Annotated in this window: 16 protein-coding genes; 7 read left to right on the top strand and 9 right to left on the bottom strand. The window is 68.5% G+C overall.

Annotated elements, in window-relative coordinates; genetic code table 11:
* Positions 1-10: 10 nt before the first annotated feature.
* Genes JHW41_RS07705 through JHW41_RS07690 form a run of 4 tightly spaced genes read right to left on the bottom strand, consistent with a single transcriptional unit; the run spans position 11 to position 2,760 of the window.
* Positions 11-496 carry a pilus assembly PilX family protein gene (locus JHW41_RS07705; RefSeq protein ID WP_250449533.1) on the bottom strand — a complete coding sequence of 162 codons (486 nt, stop codon included), beginning with the start codon at positions 494-496 and terminating at the stop codon, positions 11-13.
* Between the two features lie 13 nt (positions 497-509).
* Complete coding sequence (locus tag JHW41_RS07700; RefSeq protein ID WP_250449532.1) at positions 510-1,796, bottom strand: PilW family protein; 1,287 nt, start codon at positions 1,794-1,796, stop codon at positions 510-512.
* Entirely contained in the window at positions 1,718-2,242 is a 525-nt protein-coding gene (gene pilV, locus JHW41_RS07695; protein ID WP_078999828.1) for a type IV pilus modification protein PilV, read from the bottom strand. Before pilV ends, JHW41_RS07700 begins: the two co-directional genes overlap by 79 nt.
* Positions 2,233-2,760 (bottom strand): GspH/FimT family pseudopilin, encoded by a 528-nt coding sequence (locus JHW41_RS07690; protein ID WP_139382093.1) that lies wholly within the window; start codon positions 2,758-2,760, stop codon positions 2,233-2,235. Before JHW41_RS07690 ends, pilV begins: the two co-directional genes overlap by 10 nt.
* Before the next feature lie 405 nt (positions 2,761-3,165).
* On the opposite strand from JHW41_RS07690, the gene JHW41_RS07685 reads away from it, so the two are divergent.
* The 6 genes from JHW41_RS07685 to JHW41_RS07660 all read left to right on the top strand — a co-directional run bounded on the left by JHW41_RS07685 (position 3,166) and on the right by JHW41_RS07660 (position 10,536).
* Complete coding sequence (locus JHW41_RS07685; RefSeq protein ID WP_250449531.1) at positions 3,166-3,699, top strand: GspH/FimT family protein; 534 nt, start codon at positions 3,166-3,168, stop codon at positions 3,697-3,699.
* A gap of 193 nt (positions 3,700-3,892) precedes the next feature.
* Positions 3,893-4,759 carry an HlyC/CorC family transporter gene (locus JHW41_RS07680; protein WP_057948428.1) on the top strand — a complete coding sequence of 289 codons (867 nt, stop codon included), beginning with the start codon at positions 3,893-3,895 and terminating at the stop codon, positions 4,757-4,759.
* Positions 4,760-5,449: 690 nt separating this feature from the next.
* Complete coding sequence (locus tag JHW41_RS07675; RefSeq protein ID WP_250449530.1) at positions 5,450-6,808, top strand: DUF4105 domain-containing protein; 1,359 nt, start codon at positions 5,450-5,452, stop codon at positions 6,806-6,808.
* 121 nt (positions 6,809-6,929) lie between these two features.
* A complete protein-coding gene (gene corA, locus JHW41_RS07670) occupies positions 6,930-7,922 on the top strand; it encodes a magnesium/cobalt transporter CorA (RefSeq protein ID WP_057948429.1) in 993 nt (330 codons plus the stop codon).
* A gap of 320 nt (positions 7,923-8,242) precedes the next feature.
* Positions 8,243-10,315, top strand: a complete 2,073-nt coding sequence (locus JHW41_RS07665) for a carbon starvation CstA family protein (RefSeq protein WP_078999833.1) — start codon at positions 8,243-8,245, stop codon at positions 10,313-10,315.
* Positions 10,315-10,536 carry a YbdD/YjiX family protein gene (locus JHW41_RS07660; protein ID WP_057948431.1) on the top strand — a complete coding sequence of 74 codons (222 nt, stop codon included), beginning with the start codon at positions 10,315-10,317 and terminating at the stop codon, positions 10,534-10,536. Before JHW41_RS07665 ends, JHW41_RS07660 begins: the two co-directional genes overlap by 1 nt.
* 306 nt (positions 10,537-10,842) lie before the next feature.
* On the opposite strand, the gene JHW41_RS07655 is transcribed toward JHW41_RS07660, so the two are convergent.
* The 3 genes from JHW41_RS07655 to JHW41_RS07645 form a co-directional block, all read right to left on the bottom strand.
* On the bottom strand, positions 10,843-12,102 hold the full coding sequence (locus JHW41_RS07655; protein WP_250449529.1) for a DUF819 domain-containing protein: 1,260 nt from the start codon (positions 12,100-12,102) through the stop codon (positions 10,843-10,845).
* 286 nt (positions 12,103-12,388) lie between these two features.
* Positions 12,389-14,470, bottom strand: coding sequence for an alpha/beta hydrolase family protein (locus tag JHW41_RS07650; RefSeq protein WP_250449528.1), 2,082 nt, complete (start codon positions 14,468-14,470; stop codon positions 12,389-12,391).
* A 127-nt stretch (positions 14,471-14,597) separates the two neighbouring features.
* Positions 14,598-16,556 (bottom strand): OPT family oligopeptide transporter, encoded by a 1,959-nt coding sequence (locus JHW41_RS07645; protein ID WP_057948434.1) that lies wholly within the window; start codon positions 16,554-16,556, stop codon positions 14,598-14,600.
* Positions 16,557-17,014: 458 nt separating this feature from the next.
* On the opposite strand from JHW41_RS07645, the gene JHW41_RS07640 reads away from it, so the two are divergent.
* Positions 17,015-18,793, top strand: coding sequence for a peptide MFS transporter (locus tag JHW41_RS07640; protein ID WP_250449527.1), 1,779 nt, complete (start codon positions 17,015-17,017; stop codon positions 18,791-18,793).
* A gap of 271 nt (positions 18,794-19,064) precedes the next feature.
* On the opposite strand, the gene rfbD is transcribed toward JHW41_RS07640, so the two are convergent.
* A complete protein-coding gene (rfbD, locus tag JHW41_RS07635) occupies positions 19,065-19,967 on the bottom strand; it encodes a dTDP-4-dehydrorhamnose reductase (RefSeq protein WP_250449526.1) in 903 nt (300 codons plus the stop codon).
* Positions 19,964-20,521 carry a dTDP-4-dehydrorhamnose 3,5-epimerase gene (gene rfbC, locus JHW41_RS07630; protein ID WP_057948437.1) on the bottom strand — a complete coding sequence of 186 codons (558 nt, stop codon included), beginning with the start codon at positions 20,519-20,521 and terminating at the stop codon, positions 19,964-19,966. Before rfbC ends, rfbD begins: the two co-directional genes overlap by 4 nt.
* Positions 20,522-20,528 lie beyond the last annotated feature (7 nt).

Here is a 20,528-nt window from a genome sequence, read left to right as displayed (position 1 = left end):
ACCCGCCGAATCAAGGAATGAAGATCGTGTCGACCGCGGCGCTGGCGCCGGCGTTCGCGTCCAGGTCGCCGCGCAGGGCGCTGACCTGGTAGATGTTTCCGGTGTCTTCGTTCTTCTTTCCGCCCACGACCAGGCTCGATGCCGGAACGCACTTGTCGATGCGGCGGATATGGGTGGCGCTATCGGAGGCGGCGGCGTTGGCCCAGGTCGACGGGTCGTACGTCGTCGAACACAGCTCCTCGTCGGCCTGGAACGTGCCGCCGCCTGCGTAAAGCGCCGTGCGGATCGCGGTTTCCCGCTGCCGGGCCAGCGCTTCCGCGTTCTGGAACGCCGTACTGACGCGGCCGTAGTTGGCCGACATCCGCTCCTGCATGCCGGTCACTTGCATGCCCACCAGGCCGAGCAAGGCCAGCAGGATCAGCATGATCAGGGCGACGTAGAGCGCCGCGCCGCGTTGGCGCCGCGGCGGCGCCCGGTATAGGCGGATGGAGGGCATGGGCGTGCTCCGGTCAGTTTCCGAACAGTCGGTTGCGCAAGGCGATGGTGGATTCGTAGACGGTGCGGTAGCGGCCGTCGTCGGGCGGCGCGGTCTGTACGCCCAGCAATCTCGGCTTCTCCGCGATCAGACCCGCGGGCGCGCCGGCGCCGTCGGCGCTGCGCAAGAGAAACGCGACCTGCACCAATCCGACGCGGCGCCATGGCAGACGATCTGCGCCGGGCTGCACCGCATCGGCCACGGCTTGGCGCGAAACGAAGCCGGTCGGCTGGCGCGTCTGATCGGTCTGGCTGTCCAGGCCGTAGATCAACTGCATGTTCTCGATCCCTTCGACCAGCGGCTCGGGCGCACCGCCCACCAGGGTCGCCGTCGCGGCGCCGGGCTCTGCGGTGAAACGCGCCCGGTACAGCGTGGGCTCGTTGCCGGCCTCGGGGTTTGGCGCGACGTAGTACACCATCGTCTCGGCGCGATACAGGGTGGCCTGGCCCGGCGAAAAAGGCCCTTCGCCCAAGCCGGACCGATTGAGCCCGGACACCGCCACGCCGATGACGGTATCGGCCCCGCTCTGGTCGATCGAGGTGGCCTCGAAGCTGATCGCGCTCTGGCAATCCGCGACCGCCAGCAACCCGGGACGAACGTAGCCGTTGGCGGCGATGACCTGGTTCCAGCGCGCGCTGTCGACGGTCACGCTCGATGCGGAGAACGCCTTGACCGGGACGCCTTCGGGCGAGAAGAAGCGCACCGCGACCACATCGCTGCCCGCCATCGGCGCCGGCGTCAGCGCGGCGACATGGCCGGGCAGACTGGGCGAGCCGGCCCACGCGCCGTTGGCCGGAAGCCCGACGCTGCCGCCGGGAGCGGTGCCGCGGGCTTCGAACCCCTGGATCATGTGGTTGAAACGCAGCGCATCGGGCGCGGCATCGAGCTGCGCTTCGCTGGGCCGCTGTTGCGCCACGAACGCCGAGCGGAAACCCGCCGGGTTCGACAAGAACCGGGTCTGGTCGTTGAGGCAGCCCATGTGCCCGGCCATCCGCAGATCGCGCTGCAGGTAGTCCATGGCGAAACGGCCGTTTTCCTGCACCCGCGCCAAGCCTTCGGAGAGCTTGTAGCTGGCGCGCGATGCGTCGAAGATCTTGAGCAGGCCCAGGACCAACAACGCCCCCAGGACCAGGGCGACCATCAATTCGATCAAGCTGAAACCGGAAGCGCGGCGGAGGCGGGTCATAGGTCGGAGCTCACCGTGATTCGTCCGTTGGCGTTGTTGCCGACCGCGCCGACCGCGGCGCGCGCGTCCGACCAACTGATCGTGACGGTAGTGCGCGCGCCGTCCTGGGTCACCTGCGCGAACGCGCCCGCGCCGAGCGTGGAGCGCACCTGGCATTTCCACCGTGTCGCGCTCTCGGCCGGGCCGACGAAGCCGCTGGTCGCGCGCGAGCAGTTCTTGCCGGTCACCCCGCTGAAGCTGCCCTCGTCGATCTTGGTGAACTGCGCGGACAGGGCGCGGTTCGCGCGGATCTGGTCGAACAGGTCGTAGGCCAGGTTGAAGGCCTGGGTGCGATAGTTGGCGCTCTGCGAATAGCGCACGCTCAGGGTCTGCATCATCGCCAGTCCGAGCAGGCCGAAGCCGATCACCAGCATCGCGATCAACACTTCGATCAGGCTGAAGCCGCGCTGGCGCGAACGCGCGCCAGGCAGCGAACGACGCGGCGCCGCTCGCGCGGTAATGCGGTTGACGATTAGGGACATGTCTTTCGCTCCATGCGCACCTGCCCGGTGACGCCCAGGCTGATCTCCCGCAACAGATTGGCGCCGGAAGCGCAGTCCGCCGGCTTGAGGCTGAAGCGGCGCGGGAACCCGTCCTTCAACCGTCCGCGCAAGTCGAAGGCGAGCCGGGTGGCATCGCCTCCGGTCGCCGCGGCGCCGATCTCGAGCTGCGCGGTGGGCTTGAAATAGCGCAACACTTCGTCGGGCTGGGGCACATCGTTGTTGTTGCGGTCGGTCCAGACCATCCAGCCGTCGCTCCAGCTTCCGCCGCACCCCAGCCCGTCGCGCGAAGCGCAGACGTGGCCGCCGCGCGGCGTGCGCATCGCTTCGCTGCGCGCCAAGGTCATGGCGGCCTGCATTTCGTTCGTCGACACGGCGACCCGGTTCGAGCGGATGGCTTGCTGGAAGCCGGGCAAGCCCAGTCCGAGCAGAATCGCCACCAGCGAAATCGTCACGAGCAGTTCGATCAAAGTGAAACCGCGTACGTTGCGTGCGCGCACGATCGTTTCCCCAAGACTGCGACCGGGGCGAATCGTCGATCGCCCGATGTCGGCTGGGAACACCGCGACCGATCGGCGGTCGGCGAGCGAAGACGGACGGAAGAGTTTCAGTAGAAAAAGTGCGCGTTTCTCACAAGGATTCCGTCCAGATTTCTTTGCGGTGCGCGAAGAGCGGAATCGAAAAGGCGACTGCTTTCGCAGTTATCGCGGCAATGTGGCGCTCGAAGAGCATCGCGCGCGATCCATCGCCTCTTATTACAGGTATCGGCCGATCGGTGCGGTTGAAGCGCCACGCCCCCAGCGGACATCGCGGCCGATTCCGAACCGCGCAGCGGAGTTTTCCTATTCGCCTCGATCCGGGCAGCGGCCACACTGACGCCTCGCACAGCACGCCAAGGAAGGCGCATGAAACGAATGCAGGGAATCTCCGTCATCGAGGTCGCACTGGCGCTGGCGGTCGTCGCCGTACTCACGGGCGTCGCTGCGCCGGCCGCGCTTTCGGCTTTGCTCGCGGTCCGGTACGCGAGCGTTCGCGCGGCGCTGGGCGAGAGCGTGCTCATGTCCAATCGGGTGTCCGTCGCCAGCGGAGGGGTCGCCGTCGTATGCCCCAGCGATCCGGGCGGGCGGTGCCGCGACGACGCGGACTGGAGTTCGGGATGGCTGGTCTACGCCGACATCGACGAGGACCGCAGGTTCGGCGCCGGGGACGTCCTGCTGCGACGCCAGCCGCCGCTGCCCGACGGCCTGCGCTTGGTGACCACCGACGGCCGCCGGCGGATCGTCTTCCATCCCGATGGCAGCAATTCGGGCAGCAACGTGACTTTCAGTCTGTGCAGCCGTTCCGGCGACCGCGTGGAATCGCTGGTGCTGTCGAACGCGGGGCGACTGCGCATCGCCGCCGGGTCCGACGAACAGCGCAGCGCCTGCCGCGGACGCTGACGGCCGCCAGCGCCGTACAAGCCCGCGTTTGCATCCTTCCCCGGGCGCGCGCCGGTGCCGCGCGAGGATGCCGAAACGGCGTATTCAGTATCGCCCGGCCGGCGCCCGCGCCCGACTCGCTCCGCCCCGACCCGACTTCCGGGTTAGACTTGGAGAATCGGCCCCTCCCCCAGGGGGCGCAACCGAAAACCGAATGTCCGAGGACGACAGTAGTACCCACTCGCCGGAACCCCACGAGAAACGGCGCTCCTGGCTCGACCGCATCAGCTCCGCGCTGTCCGGCGAACCCAGCTCCCGCGAAGACCTGGTCGAATTGCTGCGCGATGCGCAATCCGACGGCCTGATCGCCGCCGACACCCTGCACATGATGGAAGGCGCGATCGCGGTCTCCGACCTCACCGTCGGCGACGTGATGATCCCGCGCTCGCAGATGGTCGCGCTGCCGGCCGACGCCAAGTTCCTCGACCTGATGAAGCTGGTGGTCGAATCCGGCCACTCGCGCTTCCCGGTCCACGGCGAGGACAAGGACGAGATCCTCGGCATCCTGCTGGCCAAGGACCTGCTGCGCGGCGTGGTCGCCGACAACGGACCGGGCACGATCCACGAACTGCTGCGCCCGGCGGTGCTGATTCCCGAATCCAAGCGCCTGGATGTGCTGCTGCGCGAGTTCCGCCAGTCGCGCAACCACATGGCCATCGTCATCGACGAGCACGGCGGCGTCGCCGGCCTGTTGACCATCGAGGACGTGCTGGAGCAGATCGTCGGCGACATCGACGACGAGCACGACGAGGCCGAGAACACCGATGCGCTGATCGCCGCGCAAGCCGACGGCCAGTACGTGGTCGATGCGCTGACCCCGATCGACGATTTCAACGAGCGCTTCGGCGCCGATTTCGACGACGACGAGTACGACACCATCGGCGGACTGGTGACCGCGGCGATCGGGCACCTGCCCGAGGCCGGCGAGGAGCTGACCCTGGGCCGGTTCGTGTTCCGCGTCGCCAGCGCCGATGCGCGGCGGGTGCATGCCTTCCATGTCGGCGTGCTCGGCGCCGATTGAGCGGCACCGATTAAGCGGCACCGATTGGATCGCGGCGCGCGGTTTCGTCCGTAGACCGGAAACCGGCCCCTGTGGGCCGGTTTTTTGTTTGCGCCCGGCCTGGTTTGCGGCGGCTTCGTTCCGATCGCCATGGGTCGGTGCATCGGGATCGGAGAGGAAAGCGTCGGGCCTGAAGGCCCTCCCACAGGAAGCGCCCTGCAGCGGATTATCGACTCGTCGGCCGTTCCGCTCGGATTCGCAAACCTCGCGCGACCGCTTCGTGGGAGGGACTTCAGTTCCGATGCTCTCGGCTCGGATCGCCGCGCCGCGCCGCGCCGCGCCGCGCCGCGCCGGATCGGATCGGATCGGATCGGATCGGATCGGATCGGATCGGATCGGGACGGGACGGGACGGGACGGGACGGGACGGGACGAAAAGCATCGGGCCTGAAGGCCCTCCCACAAAGCATCGGGCCTGAAGGCCCTCCCACGACGCACTGTCAGAGGGCTTCAGCCCCACTGTGAGAGAGACACTCTGAGAGAGGCCTAGCCCCACTGTGGGAGGGGCTTCAGCCCCGACGCTCTTCGCTCAACGCGTAGCCGGCGCAACGGCGCGCCGCTGGCCCATCCGATGCCCGACACGGGCAGCCACAGGCCGACCAGCGCCTCTGTTTACAATGACCGCCACCCGCCCCGCCGGATCAGGCCGCCCGTGACCGCTTTCCCCCGCTTCGTCCGGCTCTACGCCCTGCTCGCCCTGCTCTCGCTGCTGCCGCTCGCCCAGGCCACGCCGCCGCTCGCGGCGACCACCGCCGAAGCCGCCAGCGCCTCCACCCGCGCCAGCACCGCCGACGCCGCCAGCGCCACCGCGGACACCGCCGGCATGCCGGGCATTCCCGCCGCGACGCCGCCGGCCACGCCCCCGCCCTCCGCGCGGGACGCCACCGACTCAACGGTCCCGCGCATCGGCGTGGTCACCATGCAGCCGGGCCAGGAATTCTGGTCGCGCTTCGGCCACGACGCCCTGGTCGTCTACGACCGCGCCAGCGACAAGGCGATCTCGTACAACTTCGGCTACTTCGACCCCAGCGACCCGGACTTCGTCCAGCGCTTCGTCCGCAACGACATGCGCTATCGGCTGGTGGCGCTGCCGTTCGACCAGGACATGGCCCAGTACCGCTACGAAGGCCGCAAGGTCGAGTTGCAGTGGCTGGACTTGAATGATGCGCAGGCGCGCGCGCTGGCCGAGTCGCTGCGGGTCAATGCGCTGCCGGAAAACGCGTTCTACCGCTACCAGTATTTCGACGACAACTGCTCGATCCGGGTGCGCGACGCGCTCGACCGCGCGCTGGGCGGCAACCTGCGCCGGCAGATCGAGGGCCGTTCGCACGGCAACACCCTGCGCAGCGAAGCGCTGCGCCTGTCCAAGCCCGAGCCGTGGATGTGGTTCGTGCTCGACGTGCTGATGGGCCCGGAAACCGACAAGCCCGTGCCGGTGTGGGCCGAATCCTACGTGCCCGGACGCCTCGCCGCGGCCCTGCGCGAGGTCAAGAACGACGAAGGCCTGCCGCTGGTGGAATCCGAGCGGACACTGCTGCCCTCGCACATCCCGGCCGAGCCGGAGGCGACGCCGCTGCCGTGGTGGCCGTGGGCGCTGGCCGGGATCGGCCTGGGCGTCGCGCTGGCCTGGATCGGACGGCGCAGCCCGCGCGTGCTCGCCGTCGCCGCGCTGCCGCTGTGGGCGGCGCTCGGCGTCGTCGGCGCCTTGCTGGTCTACGCCTGGCTCGGCACCGGCCACACCTACATCCACGCCAACCGCAACCTGTTGCTGTTCGACCCGCTGTGCCTGTTGCTGCTGTTCGGCGGCGTGCGCGCGCTGCGCGGGCGCGATCCCGGACCGGTGTTCGGCTGGCTGAGCCTGGCGGTGGCGCTGGCCGCGGTCGCCTCGCTATTCGTGTACTGGCTGCCGGTGTATCCGCAGCGCAATGCGCATTGGGTCGCGCTGTGGCTGCCGGTCCACCTGGGCCTGTGGTTCGGTTTCCGCCGGGCAACCGGGCTCGCGCGCCGCTGAGCGTCCGTCGCGGCGAACGCGGGCCTTGCGCGCGCGTGGCGCGCGCTCCGCTGCGCGGCTTGCCGCAAGCGCCCGCGCGCGGGCGCTTGCTCCCGCCCGGCCCCGGGGGCAGGATGCGCGCATGAGCGATCCTTCCCTGCCCCAATGCGTCATCAACTGCGCCGCCTACGACCGCAACGGCGGCCGCCGCGACATCACCCTGGACCAGATCAGCGACGTGCTCGCCGTCGACGACGGCAGCTTCGTCTGGGTCGGCCTGTACGAGCCGGACGAGAACATCCTCGACAAACTGCAGGAAGAATTCTGCCTGCACGATCTGGCCGTTGAGGACGCGCACAACGCGCACCAACGGCCGAAGATCGAGGCTTACGGCAACTCGCTGTTCATCGCCATCCATACCGCGCAGAAGATCGACAACCGCATCCGCTTCGGCGAAACCCATCTGTTCGTCGGGCCGCGCTATCTGGTGACGGTGCGCCACGGCGCCTCGATCAGCTACAAGAACGCGCGCATGCGCATGGAGCGCGAGCCCGACCTGCTCGAACACGGCCCCGGCGCGGCGCTGTATGCGGTGCTCGACAGCGTGGTCGACAACTTCATGCCGATCGTCGAGGGCTTCACCCAGGAGCTCAACGAGCTGGAGAAGGACATCTTCGCCGAGGATTTCCGCAACGAGACCGTGCGCGAGCTGTACGACCTCAAGCGCGAACTGACCCGGCTGCGCATGGCGGTGTCGCCGCTGCAGGACATCCTCGGCCAGCTGGCGCGCTCGCGCGGCGGGCTGATCGACGAGGAGATCCAGCTGTACTTCCGCGACGTGCTCGACCACGCCGTGCGCATCAACGAAACCACCGACACCCTGCGCGAGATGCTGACCGCGGCGGTCAGCGTGAACCTGTCGCTGGTGACCGTGCGCCAGGGCGAGATCGTGAAGCGCCTGGGCGCCTGGGCCGCGCTGCTGGCCGCGCCGACCCTGATCGCGAGTTGGTACGGGATGAACTTCACCCACATGCCGGAGCTGGCGGGGCAGTTCAGTTACGGCATCCTGATCAGCGTGGTGGTGGTGACCTGCCTGGTGTTGTACATCGGGTTCAAGCGGGCGAAGTGGTTGTAACCCGGTTGCGCCGGCTGCGTTGCAGCCGCAGCCATTTGTAGGGGCGACGCGAGTCGCGACCGCGACCTCGCGGCTGCGACGCAAGCGCGGTTTCGCGGTCGCAGCTTGCGCAGCTCCTACAGTCGGAACCCCACCGATGCCGCGATCCGGCCGCGGCCCCGCCGCGACGCACCCAACCGCCCGACATCGCACCGCCAACGGCCCCGATCCGGCGCCTAAGACCAAAGTATCAGCCCCTTTTTCGCGCCTTTGCCGCGCTGCGCATTGACCCGCCCGGGCCCAGGCGCGACGCTTCCCGGGTCCTATCCGGGAGGGTCGTCATGAAAAATGGTCTGGGCAAGGTGGGCTGGGCGGCCCTCGCGGTACTCGGGGCGTTCTGCCTCGGCACGGTTGCGCTGCGGCGCGGCGAGCACATCAATGCGCTGTGGATCGTCACCGCCGCGGTCTCGATCTATCTGGTCGCCTATCGTTACTACTCGCTGTTCATCGCCGACAAGGTGATGCAGCTCGACCCGACCCGGGCCACGCCCGCGGTCATCAACAACGACGGCCTGGACTACGTGCCGACCAACAAGCACGTCTTGTTCGGCCATCACTTCGCCGCGATCGCCGGCGCCGGTCCGCTGGTCGGTCCGGTGCTCGCCGCGCAGATGGGCTACCTGCCCGGTCTGCTGTGGCTGATCGTCGGCGTGGTGGTGGCCGGCGCGGTGCAGGACTTCATGGTCCTGTTCGTGTCCAGCCGCCGCAACGGCCGTTCGCTCGGCGACCTCGTGCGCGAGGAGATGGGCCGCATCCCCGGCACCATCGCGTTGTTCGGCGCGTTCCTGATCATGATCATCATCCTCGCGGTGCTGGCGATGATCGTGGTCAAGGCGCTGGCGGAAAGCCCGTGGGGCATGTTCACAGTGATCGCGACCTTGCCGATCGCGGTACTGATGGGCGTGTACATGCGCTACATCCGCCCGGGCAAGATCGGCGAGATCTCCATCGTCGGCCTGGTGCTGCTGTTGCTGGCGATCTGGTACGGCGGCAAGGTCGCCGCCGATCCGGTGCTGGGCCCGGCCTTCACCTTCACCGCGACCCAGATCACCTGGATGCTGATCGGCTACGGCTTCGTCGCCGCGGTGCTGCCGGTGTGGCTGGTGCTGGCGCCGCGCGATTACCTGTCGACCTTCCTCAAGATCGGCACCATCGTCGGCCTCGCCATCGGCATCCTGATCGTGATGCCGGACCTGCGCATGCCGGCGCTGACCCAGTTCACCGACGGCAACGGCCCGGTGTGGAAGGGCGGGCTGTTCCCGTTCCTGTTCATCACCATCGCCTGCGGCGCGGTGTCGGGCTTCCACGCGCTGATCTCCTCGGGCACCACGCCCAAGCTGCTGGCCAACGAATCGCACATGCGCTACATCGGCTACGGCGGCATGCTGATGGAATCCTTCGTCGCGATCATGGCGCTGGTCGCCGCCTCGGTGATCGACCCGGGCGTGTACTTCGCCATGAACAGCCCGGCCGCGCTGGTCGGCAGCGACGTGCATGCGGTCGCGCAGACCATCAGCGGCTGGGGCTTCGCGGTAACGCCCGAGGTGTTGGAGGCGACCGCCAAGGACATCGGCGAACACACCATCCTCGCCCGCGCAGGCGGCGCGCCGACGCTCGCGGTCGGCATCGCCCAGATCCTGCACAACGTGCTGCCGGGCGAGAACACGATGGCGTTCTGGTACCACTTCGCGATCCTGTTCGAGGCCCTCTTCATCCTGACCGCGGTCGACGCCGGCACCCGCGCCGGACGCTTCATGCTGCAGGACCTGCTCGGCAGCTTCGTGCCGGCGCTGCGCCGCACCGAGGCCTGGGGCCCGAACCTGATCGCCACCGGCGGCTGCGTGGCGCTGTGGGGCTACTTCCTGTACCAGGGCGTGGTCGATCCGCTCGGCGGCATCAACACGCTGTGGCCGCTGTTCGGCATCGCCAACCAGATGCTCGCCGGCATCGCGCTGATGCTGTGCACGGTGGCCTTGTTCAAGATGAAGCGCGACCGCTACGCCTGGGTCACCATCGTGCCGACCGTGTGGCTGCTGATCTGCACCACCGCCGCCGGCCTGATCAAGATCTTCGATTCCAACCCGGCGGTGGGCTTCCTCGCCCAGGCGCACAAGTACAGCGCCGCCATCGCCAAGGGCGAAGTGACCGCGCCGGCCAAGAGCCTGGAGCAGATGCACCAGATCATGGTCAACAGCTACGTCAACACCGGCCTCACCGCGCTGTTCCTGTTCGTGGTGTTCAGCGTGCTGGTGTATTCGCTGGGCGCGATCATGAAGGCGCGGGCCAATCCGCAGCGCAGCGACCGCGAGTCGCCGTACGTGGCGCTCAAGCCGCACGAAATGGGGAACCTGTGATGGGCACCGCGCTCGTTCCCGTCGGCCAGTACCAGTCGTTCAAGCGCGCGTGGCGGCGCATCGTGCAGACCGCGCGGCTGTGCTGCGGGGTGCCGGACTACGACAACTACGTCCGGCACCTGATGGAGAAGCATCCGGAGCGGCCGATTCCGGATTACGCGACGTTCTTCCGCGAGCGCCAGGAAGCGCGTTATGGCGGGGGGCGGTTCGGGTGTTGTTGAAGCGCTGAATGCGCAACAAAGGAAAAGGCCGCCCACGGGCGGCCTTTTTCATGTCCGGCTTCGCGTCGTTCTTGCCTGCCGTCATTCCCGCGAAGGCCGGCATCCAGAGACTTCAGAGCCATGCTTCGATCAAGCCCTGGATTCCCGCCTTCGCGGGAATGACGGTCGGTAGGTGCGCCAGCTCTGCAGAAACGACGCCGTCGCGCGATCTACCTGTAGGAGCGGCGCGAGCCGCGACCGCGACACCTCGCATACGACGCAAGCGAGGTGTCGCGGTCGCGGCTCGCGCCGCTCCTACATTCGGCTTCAAGCCGGCGTATCGCCGGCGATGGAACGCAGGGTGATGCCGACCAGGTAGGCCAGCCCGGTCCCGGTCGCGTAGCCGAGCGTGCCGAGCAAGGCGCCGACCGGCGCCAGCGAGGGATGGAACGCCGACGCCACCACCGGCGCCGAGGCCGGGCCGCCGATGTTGCTCTGCGAGCCGATCGCGAAATAGAACAGCGGCACCTTCAGCAGCCGGCCGACGCCCCACAGGATCGCGATGTGCACCGCGATCCAGATGATCCCCAGCGCGAACAGCCACGGCTTGTCGAGCAGCGCCAGGATGTCCATCTGCAGGCCGATGCAGGCGATCAGGAAGTACAGCAGCAGGCTGCCGATCTTCGACGCGCCGGCGCCTTCGAGCTGGCGCGCGCGGGTGAAGCTCAGGCCCAGGCCGGCGAAGGTCGACACCGCCACCACCCAGAAGAACGGTTCGTGCAGGCTCACCGTGCGCGCCCACGACACGTTGGCGCCGAACCAGGCCGACAGCGGCCCGGCGATGGCATGGGCCAGGCCGACCACGCCGAAGGCGATGCCGACGATCATCGCCAGATCCGTCAGGCTGGCGACGCGCTCGTGCTGGGCGCGGAAGTGCTCGATCCGCTGCTTGAGTTCCTCGATCCCGCTGACGTCGGCGCCGCTGCGCGCGTCGATGGCCTGGGCGCGGCTGGCCAGGAAGATCAGCGCCGCCATCCACACATAGCCCACGCCGACGTCGACCACGGCGAACTGGCCGAAGGTGGTCGCGTCGACCTGGAAGATCTCCTTCATCGCCAGCATGTTGGCGCCGCCGCCGATCCAGCTGCCGGCGAGCGCGGCCATGCCGCCCCAGGTGTCGCCGGCCACGGTTTCCGGGTGCACCGCGCGCATCACCACGAAGGCGACGATGGCGCCGAAAGCGACGCTGAGCGACGACACCGCGTACATGATGAGCAGCTTGGGCCCGAGCTTGAGCACGCCCTTGAGGTCGATGGTCAGGGTCAGCAGCACCAGCGCCGCCGGCAGCAGCACGCGGCTGGCGACCGGGTTGTAGAGCTTGGTGTTGTTGCCGTCGACCAGGCCGACGGTGTTGTAGATACCGGGGATGAAGTAGCACAGCAGCAGCGCCGGGACGAAGGTGTAGAACTTCTTCCAGAAGCCGGTTTGCTGCGCGGAGCTCCAGAACACCAGGCCGAGGGTGGCGGCGATCAGGCCGAGGACGACGATGTCGTTGCTGATGAGCGCCGTGCGGGCGGTGTCGGGCATGCGGGCTTCCCCTCGAAGGCGTCCACGCTTTTACTTCGGATCGGCCCGCACGGGCAAGGCCCGATGGTGCCGCGACGCGAGTTCAGGTAACGCGCTGAGGCCGAAGCCCCTGTAGGAGCGGCGCGATCCGCGACCGCGACATCGCGCTTGCGTCGTATGTGCGGTTGCACGGTCGCGACTTGCGTCGCTCCTACAGTCGGAGACGAACCGACGCGGCGATCGGATACAAACAAAAACACGAAGGCCGCCCGAAGGCGGCCTTCCCGCATGCGCGCGACGGCGTCGCTTACTGGCCGATATGCTGCTTCAGCCAGCCGTTGACCGTGTCGTGCCACAGCACGCTGTTCTGCGGCTTGAGCACCCAGTGGTTCTCGTCCGGGAAGTACAGGAACTTGGACTCGATGCCCTGGCGCTGCAGCGCGGTGAACACGCCGATGCCCTGCTCGACCGGAATGCGGAAGTCCTGCTGGCCGTGGATGACCAGCATCGGCACCTTCCAGTCCTTGACGTGGTTGACCGGGTTGAACTTCTCGTACGCGGCCGGCTTCTCGTACGGCGTGCCGCCCTGCTCCCACTCGGTGAACCACAGCTCTTCGGTGGCGTAGCCCATCATGCGCTGGTCGAACACGCCGTCGTGGCTGACCAGGCACTTCCACGGCTGCTGCCAGTTGCCGGCGATCCAGTTGACCATGAAGCCGCCGTACGACGCACCCAGCGCGCAGGCCTTGTCGCCGTCGAGGAAGGAATACTTCTTCTGCGCCGCGGCCCAGCCCTTCTGCAGGTCTTCCAGCGGGCGGTCGCCCCAGTGCTGGCTGATCGCGTCGGTGAAGGCCTGGCCGTAGCCGGTGGAGCCGTGGAAGTCGATCATCACCACCGCATAGCCCTGGCCGGCGTAGGTCTGCGGGTTCCAGCGGTAGCTCCAGCCGTTGCCGAAGCTGCCCTGCGGGCCGCCGTGGATCAGGAACGCGACCGGGTACTTCTTGCCTTCCTGGTAGTTCCACGGCTTGACCACATAGCCGTACACGCTGTCGCCGTTCCAGCCCTTGAACTCGAACTGTTCGAAGTCGCCGAACTGGGTGTTGCCGAGGATCTGCGAGGCGCTCGGGGTGATCGCGCGCTCCGGCGCGCCGTCGAGGCCGCCGACGAAGATCTGGTCGCCGCTCTTGAGCGTGTTGCGGGTGAAGGCGAAGGTCTTGCCGGCCAGCGTCGGCGAATTGACGGTGCCGTCGGCGATCAGGCGGATGGCCTTGCCGCTGGCGATGTCGACCCCGAACAGCGGCTGCTGGCCGAGGTCTTCGGTGGTGGTGTAGATGGTCTTGCCGTCGGCCGACAGCACGATGTTGGAGGCCGAACGGTCCCATTGCGGCGCGATCTCGCGCGACTTGCCGCTGGCCAGGTCGAGCGCCATCAGGCCGTAGCGGTCGGCCTCGAAGCCCGGGCGCTTCATCGCGCGGTAGTACAGGGTCTTGCCGTCGGCGCTGAAGGTCGCGCCGGTGTCCCAGGCGGGGTTCGACGCGGTCAGATTCTTGGCCGCGCCGCCGTCGGCGCTCACCAGGTACAGGTCGAAGTTGGTCGACCACGGTTCCTTGGCGTCGGCCTTGCGCGCGCTGAACACCAGCGACTGGCTGTCGGGCGACCAGGTGTATTCGCTGCTGTCGCCGAACGGGCGCGAGGGCACGTCGCCGATCACTTCGCCGCTGACGAGCTTGGCGGCCGACGCGGTCTTGCCGGCGGCCGGCAGGTCGGCCACGAACAAACGGTTCAAACGGCCGTCGTTCCACGCGTCCCAGTGGCGGATGAACATGCGGTCGAACACCTTGCCCGTGGCCTTGCTCTTCTCGGCCGCGTCGAGCTTCTTCTTGCTGCAGGCCAGGTCGGCCGCGCAATCGGGATAGGCCTCGGCGTTGAACGCGATGCGCTTGCCGTCGGGCGAGAGCTGGAAGCCGCCGACGTCGCCGTCGAACGCGGTCACCTGCTTCGGCGCGCCGCCGCTCAGCGGCAGCGAGTACAGCTGCGAGCTGCCGCTCTTGCTGCTGAGGAAGTACACGGTCTTGCCGTCGGGCGAAAACGCCGGCGAATTGACGCTCCAGCCTTCCGGAGTCAGGCGCTTGGGCGGGGCCGAATCGCGCGCGAACAGGTCCTCGATCCACAGCGAGGTGGCGGACTTGTTGGCGGCGAAGTCGACCGTGCGCTTGGCGAACACCAACTGGCGGCCATCCGGCGACAGGGTCGGCGAGGAATAGCGGTCCATGCTCGCCAGGTCGCGGATCTGCAGGCCCTGCGGCGCGGGCGGCGTGAGCGAGAAAGCCGGCGCGGATGCGCAGGCCAGCGACAGGGCCAGCGGCAGAAGGGCGTGGCGTGGCGTCATGGCGAACCTCTGAACGGTGAACGGTGATCGATGCGGGAAGCGGCGGCGCGAAGCGCGGCCGGGCGAGCGGAATCGATGAGGGCGAACGCGCGACGGCCCGGCATCGCTGCCGGGCCGTCGCGCAAACTCAGTCGTGCGCGGCCGCGGCCGGCGTGGCCGCGTTCTTGCTGCTGCGGTAGAACAGCCAGACCACCGCCGCCAACACCGCCAGGCCGACCAGCGGGCCGAAGTGGAACTGCTCCGGCAGCGCCAGCACGTTGCGGTCGCTGGTGATCACGATCGGGAACGCGATGGCGATGCCCATCAGCGCCTCGCCGGTGATCAGGCCGGCGGCGAACAGGGTGCCTGGTCGGTGCACACGGTCGCTTTCCTCTTCGCTGCTGTTCGCGGTCAGGCCGCGACGGCGGCCGACGATGTGCGAGAGCAGGCCGCCGAGGAAGATCGGCACCATCAGCTCCAGCGGCAGGTAGATGCCGATCGCCGCGGCCAGCACCGGCACGCGGAACTTGGCCTTGCGCGACTTCAGCCACTCGTCGAAGGCGATGATGATCGCGCCGATGCCGGCGCCGATGCCGATCATCGTCCACGGCAGCTCGCCGCCGAACAGGCCCTTGGCGACCGAGGCCATCAGCGTGGCCTGCGGCGCGGCCAGCGCGTTCGGGTGTTCCGGCGTCGGCGCGCCGATGCCGTAGGCGGCGGCGAGCAGGTTCAGCACCGGCGCCATGATCAGCGCGCACGAGAACGCGCCGATGCCGAGCATCAGCTGCTGCTTCCACGGCGTCGCGCCGACGATGTAGCCGGCCTTGAGGTCTTGCAGGTTGTCGCCGCCGACGGCTGCGGCGCAGCACACCACCGCGCCGATCATGATCGCGGCGACCGCGCCGATGGGCGAATCGCGGCCCAGCATCAGCACCAGCACCGCCGAGGCGAACAGGATGGTGGAGATGGTGATGCCCGAGACCGGGTTGTTCGACGAGCCGATCAAACCGGCCAGGTACGCCGACACCGATACGAACAGGAAGCCGGCGACGATCATGATGATGGTCATCGGCACGCTGACGAACCAGTTGCCGACGATGGCCTGGTACAGCAACAGCAGCGGCAGCACGAAGCCGACCAGGGCGACCAGCATCCACTTCATCGGCAGGTCGCGGTCGGTTTCGGCGACTTCGCCGACCGCCGCGCTCTTGCGCGCCGCGGCCAGGCCGCTCTTGACCCCCGACAGCAGCGACTTGCGCAGCGAGAACAACGTCCACACACCGCCGATCAGCATGGTGCCGACGCCGAGGTAGCGCACCTTCGCCGACCAGATCGCGCCGCCGATGTCGGCCGCGCTGCCGCCGGCGATCTTCGCCGCCAGCGCCGGGTCGGAGTCGAGGAAGAACATGTGGTAGATCGGAATCGCGAACTGCCACGACAGGATCGAGCCGGACACCACCACGATGCCGACGTTGAGGCCGACGATGTAGCCCACGCCGATCAGCGCCGGCGACAGGTTGGTGCCCATGTAGCCCAGGTACTTGCCCATGAAGCCCGAGACCACGGCGTTGTCCGGGATCAGCTTCATGCCGCTTTCGGCGGCGAGCTTGAGCAGCGCGCCGATGGCGCCGGCCAGTCCGAGGATCTTCATGCCCGGGCCCGGGTTCTCGCCGGCCTTGAGCACTTCGGCCGCGGCCTTGCCTTCGGGGAACGGCAGCGGGTCTTCGACGATCATCGAGCGCCGCAGCGGCACCGAGAACAGCACGCCGAGCAGGCCGCCGAGGCCGGCGATGGCGAGCACCCACGAATACCGGAAGTCCTGCCAGTAGCCCAGGATCACCAGCGCCGGAATGGTGAAGATCACGCCGGCGGCGATCGACGAGCCGGCCGAGGCGCCGGTCTGGACGATGTTGTTCTCCAGGATGGTGCCGCCGCCGAGCAGGCGCAGCACGGCCATGGAGATCACCGCGGCCGGGATCGCGGTGGCGATGGTCAGGCCGGCGAACAGGCCCAGGTAAGCGTTGGCGGCGGCCAGGATCACCGCGAGAAACACGGAGAGCAGGACGGCGCGGAAGGTCAATTGGGGCTGCTTGGCGGGTGAGGCCATCGGCGTCTCCATCGCGGGTGGGCGGGCATGCGGCGGTGTATGCGAACGCTCGTCCGGCGGGCCGGCAGCGGGGCAATCCGCCGATGATCGCATCCGTTGCGCCCGCCTGTAAAAGTGCACTGCGGCAAAAAGCGGGATTGGGCAAAAGCCCGCGCGTTCGAATGAACAGGCGGTTTTCCCGGGGCATTTCGGGAATTGCGGCCATCCCGGCCGAGCCGGGACTGCTTCAGGCGGGAGGGACTTCAGTCCCGATGCCTTTGTCCCCGCCGGGATCGGGCTTGCGAGGCGCCAGGGTTTGCCGGCGATCGGGCCGAAAAGCGTCGGGACTGAAGTCCCTCCCACGGGAGTCCGACCCATCGAGAGTCCCTGTCGCAGCCCCGTCAAAGCCGCCCATGCCTGCGCCGGCCGGCGCGGCCTATACTCCGCCCTCCCGCCTGGCGCCGACCGGACCTTCGCTAGTGCCCGCAGCAAGCCCCGCCTCTTCCGCCCTCGCCGCCGCCCGCGACGACGACTTCCTCGGCCATCCCAAGGGCCTGTACGTCTGCTTCTTCACCGAAATGTGGGAGCGCTTCTCGTTCTACGGGATGAAGGCGCTGCTGCTGTTGTACCTGCTCAAGTACCACCTGTTCGGCGACGACGCCGGCTACGACCTGATCGGCGCCTACGGCGGCCTGGTCTATGCGGTGCCGGTGATCGGCGGCCTGATCGCCGACCGTTATCTGGGCATGCGCAAGGCAGTGGTGCTCGGCGGCGTACTGCTGGTGCTCGGCCACCTGGGCATGGCCTACGAAGGCCACGCGGCGAAGCTGGTGAACGGCAAGGTGGTGCGCGACGAAGTCGCGATGCAGGTGTTCTACCTGTCGCTGGCGCTGATCATCGCCGGCGTCGGTTTCCTCAAGCCGAACATCTCCACCATCGTCGGCAAGCTCTACGCCCAGGACGATCCGCGCCGCGATTCGGGCTTCACCCTGTTCTACGCCGGCATCAACGTCGGCGCGTTGTTCTCCTCGCTGATCTGCGCCTTCCTCGGCGAGACCTACGGCTGGAAGTACGGCTTCGGCGCCGCCGGCATCGGCATGGTCGCGGGGCTGGCGACGTTCCTGTGGGGCCAGCGCTACCTGCACGGCCACGCCGAGCCGGCCGAACCGGCGCGGCTGCGCGAAAAGCTCAACGGCCTCTCGCGCGAAGCCTGGATCTACCTCGGCAGCGCCGGCGGCGTGCTGGTGCTGTGGGGCACGATCCAGTTCGCCTCGCAGGTCACGCTCCAACTCGGCGACCTCAGCTTCACCGCGGCGCTGGCGATCATGCTCGCCACCTTGCTGGTGTTCCTGATCTGGTTCTTCGGTTTCATCGCCCGCCAGTGCACCAAGATCCAGCGCGAGCAGATGCTGGCGCTGGTGGTGCTGATCCTGGCGGTGCTGATCTTCTTCACCCTGTACGAGCAGACCTACGGCTCGTGGGTGACCTTCAACGACCGGCTGATGACCAAGGACATGTTCGGCGTGGTCGCCGCCGCCGGCTACAAGCCGCCGCTGCCGTGGTCCTTGTTCTCGATGGCCGCGAGCCCGGTGCTGATGGTGGCCGCGCTGATGGCCAGCGACCGCGGCCGCGGCGGATTGGCCAAGGCGCTGATCGCATTGCTGGTGCTGGGCCTGGCCCTGGCCACCGCGCACGACGTGGTGCTGGTGCCGCAGACCGCCGGCTCGCTGACCTACCTGGGCCCGTTCTTCCTGGTGGTGCTGGCGCCGCTGTTCTCGTGGCTGTGGCCGTGGCTGGCGCGGCGCGGGCGCAACCCGAGCAAGCCGGTGACGATGTCGCTGGGCCTGATCCTCGCCGGCCTGTCGTTCCTGCCGCTGGTCGCCGCGGCCAAGATCTCCGGCGGCGGCGAACTGGCCAGCGTGTGGTATCTGGTGCTGGCCTACTTCGTGCTCGAAGTCGGCGAGATGTGCCTGTCGCCGCTGGGCCTGTCGGCGGTGACCCAGCTGTCGGTGGCGCGCGTGGTCGGGCTGATGATGGGCGCGTTCTGGTTGTCGACCGCGTTCTCGGAAGTGCTGGCGGCGCAGCTGGCGAAGATCGCCTCGGTCGAGATTCCCGCAGGCGGCGCGATCGACATGGCCGCCGCCTCGCTCAAGTACGGCGAACTGTTCTCGATGCTGACCTGGCTCGGGATCGGCTCGGGCGTGGCGTTCCTGCTGCTGTCGCCGTGGTTGAAGCGGTGGATGCACGGGGTGCAGTGAGCTTGCGGTTCGGGAAATAGAAAAAGGGCGCCCGCGGGCGCCCTTTTTCGTTTTCGACCGGTAGTCACGGCGCGACCGGCGGCAGCGCGGTCGCGGCTCGCGCCGCTCCTACAGGGGCTTCGGGTAGCGGCGTTTGCGACTGTAGGAGCGGCGCGAGCCGCGACCGCGATACCGCACATACGACGCAACCGGCTACCCCGCGGTCGCCGCTTGCACAGCGCGTACAACGGCTGCGACCGACTCGCGCGCAAGACCGGCAAACGCAGAGCGCTCACCGCGCCATCGCCACCCGCAGCCCCTCGCGCCAATCCGGCAGTTCCAACCCGTACTCCTCGCGCAACGACCGCGTATCCAGCACCGAATACGCCGGCCGCTGCGCCGGCGTCGGGTACTCGGCGGTCGCGATCGGCAGCACCCGCGGCGCGCGCGCCAGCCTGCCGTCGGCGACCGCCTCGGCGAAGATCGCCTCGGCGAAGCCGTGCCAGGTGGTCTCGCCCGCGGCGGCGAGGTGGCGCACGCCCGGCTCGGCGATGCCGCGTTCGAGAATCCGCGCGACCGCGTCGGCCAGCAGCCAGGTCGGGGTCGGCGAGCCGCGCTGGTCGGCGACCACGCGCAGTTCCTCGCGCTCGCCGCCCAGGCGCAGCATGGTGCGCAGGAAGTTGTGGCCATGATCCGCCGCGTACACCCAGGCCGTGCGCAGGATCAGATGGCGCGCCCCGCTGGCGGCGACGGCGCGTTCGCCGTCGAGCTTGCTGCGGCCGTAGACGTTGAGCGGCGCGGTCGCGTCGTCCTCGCGGTACGGACGCTGGCCGCGGCCGTCGAAGACGTAGTCGGTGGAAAAGTGGATCAGGCCGATATCGAGCGCGGCGCAGGCCTGCGCCAGCCGCCCCGGCGCGACGGCGTTGATCGCTTGCGCCAGCGCCGGTTCGGATTCGGCGCGGTCCACCGCGGTGTAGGCCGCGGCGTTGACCACGTGATCCGGACGCAGGCGCCGCAGCAACGGCGCGATCGCCTCGGCCTCGCCCAGGTCCAGCGCCTCGCAGGCGCCGCCGTCGGCGAGCCGGCCGCTGCGCGTGGTCGCCAGCACCTGCGCGGCGTCGGCGGCCAGGCGCCGGCGCAATTCGACACCGAGCTGGCCGTCGCCGCCGACCACCAACACCCGGCCCAGGCTCATGGCGCGTAGACCGGCAGGCGGTCTTCGGGCACGTCGCGCAACCACAGCGCGGCCTGGTCCTTGGCCGACAGCAGCGGTTCGCTGACCGGCCAGTCCACGCCGAGGTCCGGATCGTCCCAGCGCAGGCCGACTTCGGCCTGGGCGTCGTAGGTGTTGGTGCACAGATAACTGAAGGTGGCCCGCTCGCTGAGCACGACGAAGCCGTGGGCGAAGCCTTCCGGCACCCAGAAGTGGCGCTTGTTCTCGGCGCTGAGCACCACCGCGGTCCAGCGGCCGAAGTGCGGCGAGCCGCGACGGATGTCGACCGCCACGTCCCAGACTTCGCCGTCGAGCACGCTGACCAGCTTGCCCTGCGGCTTGGGCCACTGGTAATGCAATCCGCGCAGCACGCCGCGCGCGGACGAGGACACGTTGCCCTGGACGAAGCGCAGGCGCAGGCCGGCGGCGTCGAGCTTGTCCTGGTTGAAGGACTCGTAGAAGAAGCCGCGCGCGTCGCCGAACACTTGCGGTTCCAGCACCCGGCAGCCGGGCAGATCGGTATCGATGATTTTCATGGGGTAC

Source organism: Lysobacter enzymogenes, assembly GCF_023617245.1.
GTDB classification, from domain to species: Bacteria; Pseudomonadota; Gammaproteobacteria; order Xanthomonadales; family Xanthomonadaceae; genus Lysobacter; species Lysobacter yananisis.
This window is presented reverse-complemented; position numbering and strand designations above follow the sequence as displayed.

Bases quoted from the DNA above. Each gene is read 5' to 3' on its own strand.
- JHW41_RS07705 (WP_250449533.1), bottom strand. From the start codon at position 496: ATGCCCTCCATCCGCCTATACCGGGCGCCGCCGCGGCGCCAACGCGGC.
- pilV (WP_078999828.1), bottom strand. From the start codon at position 2,242: ATGTCCCTAATCGTCAACCGCATTACCGCGCGAGCGGCGCCGCGTCGT.
- JHW41_RS07685 (WP_250449531.1), top strand. From the start codon at position 3,166: ATGAAACGAATGCAGGGAATCTCCGTCATCGAGGTCGCACTGGCGCTG.
- JHW41_RS07680 (WP_057948428.1), top strand. From the start codon at position 3,893: ATGTCCGAGGACGACAGTAGTACCCACTCGCCGGAACCCCACGAGAAA.
- corA (WP_057948429.1), top strand. From the start codon at position 6,930: ATGAGCGATCCTTCCCTGCCCCAATGCGTCATCAACTGCGCCGCCTAC.
- JHW41_RS07665 (WP_078999833.1), top strand. From the start codon at position 8,243: ATGAAAAATGGTCTGGGCAAGGTGGGCTGGGCGGCCCTCGCGGTACTC.
- JHW41_RS07660 (WP_057948431.1), top strand. From the start codon at position 10,315: ATGGGCACCGCGCTCGTTCCCGTCGGCCAGTACCAGTCGTTCAAGCGC.
- JHW41_RS07655 (WP_250449529.1), bottom strand. From the start codon at position 12,102: ATGCCCGACACCGCCCGCACGGCGCTCATCAGCAACGACATCGTCGTC.
- JHW41_RS07650 (WP_250449528.1), bottom strand. From the start codon at position 14,470: ATGACGCCACGCCACGCCCTTCTGCCGCTGGCCCTGTCGCTGGCCTGC.
- JHW41_RS07645 (WP_057948434.1), bottom strand. From the start codon at position 16,556: ATGGCCTCACCCGCCAAGCAGCCCCAATTGACCTTCCGCGCCGTCCTG.
- rfbD (WP_250449526.1), bottom strand. From the start codon at position 19,967: ATGAGCCTGGGCCGGGTGTTGGTGGTCGGCGGCGACGGCCAGCTCGGT.
- rfbC (WP_057948437.1), bottom strand. From the start codon at position 20,521: ATGAAAATCATCGATACCGATCTGCCCGGCTGCCGGGTGCTGGAACCG.